1 pseudogene is annotated in these 851 nt (G+C 73.7%); it reads left to right on the forward strand.

Annotated elements, in window-relative coordinates:
* Positions 1 to 182 precede the first annotated feature (182 nt).
* Positions 183 to 851 (forward strand): annotated as a pseudogene (locus KGQ19_RS48745) (hypothetical protein); the annotation flags it as partial.

The raw sequence follows: 851 nt of genomic DNA on the forward strand, positions 1-851 counted from the left end.
CGCCCCGACCCTCGACAAGCTCCGGCAAGCTCTCGTACGCCCCGGTGCGCGCCGGCGCGCCCCGGTACCAAGAGGTGTCTTCAGGCGATCGGTACGCCCTGCCGAGCACTCGACAATCAGCCCTTTCACCGGTTTGGCGCAATGTGCGCCACCGGCGCCGTCCTGCCGGGTACCCCCCAGGCATGTTCTACCCCGAGGCCCTGGCCGTGGACCGTCACACGGCGACTGTCGGCTCCCGACGTGACCTGCGAAACCGGCTGGTGGCCGGCGCGCTGGTCGCGATCGCCGGTGTGTTCGTGGTCTACCTGCTCGCCGTGCGGACGCGGTGGGGGCAGGACTTCGAGAACGCGGCGTTGGCCGGGGCCCGGGAGCATCGCAGCGGGAGTTGGTACGGGGACGCCGATCGGTGGTTGAACCGGCTGACCGCTGAGAGCTTCGGGGTGTCGCTGGTCGTCATCGCGGCGGTCGGGTTGTTGCGGCGGCGGTTGTTGCTGGCGCTGTGCGGGGTGCTGACGGCCGGGGGCGCGGTGGTCGCGGCGCGGTTCTTGAAGGCGGCGTTGCCCAGTCGGCCGGCGTTGGGTGCGGAGGCCGCGGGTGCCGCGCAGGCGGCTCATGCGGCCCACGTGACCGCGGCCAACCTGGTTCGTGCGAACGCGGCCACTCCGGCCGGCGTGGTGAAAGTGGCGAGCATGGCAGCCCGCGCGGCAGCCACGGCCCATGCCGCGGCTACCGCAGGCGCCGCAGCCACGGCCCATGCCGCGGCTACCGCAGGCGCCGCAGCCGCCGCCCACGCCGCAGCCACCGCCACTGCCCACGTCGCGGCCACCTCCCACACCGCCCTGACCCCCCAC

Origin of the sequence: Catenulispora pinistramenti, assembly GCF_018274385.1 — a bacterium.
Lineage (GTDB): Bacteria > Actinomycetota > Actinomycetes > Streptomycetales > Catenulisporaceae > Catenulispora > Catenulispora pinistramenti.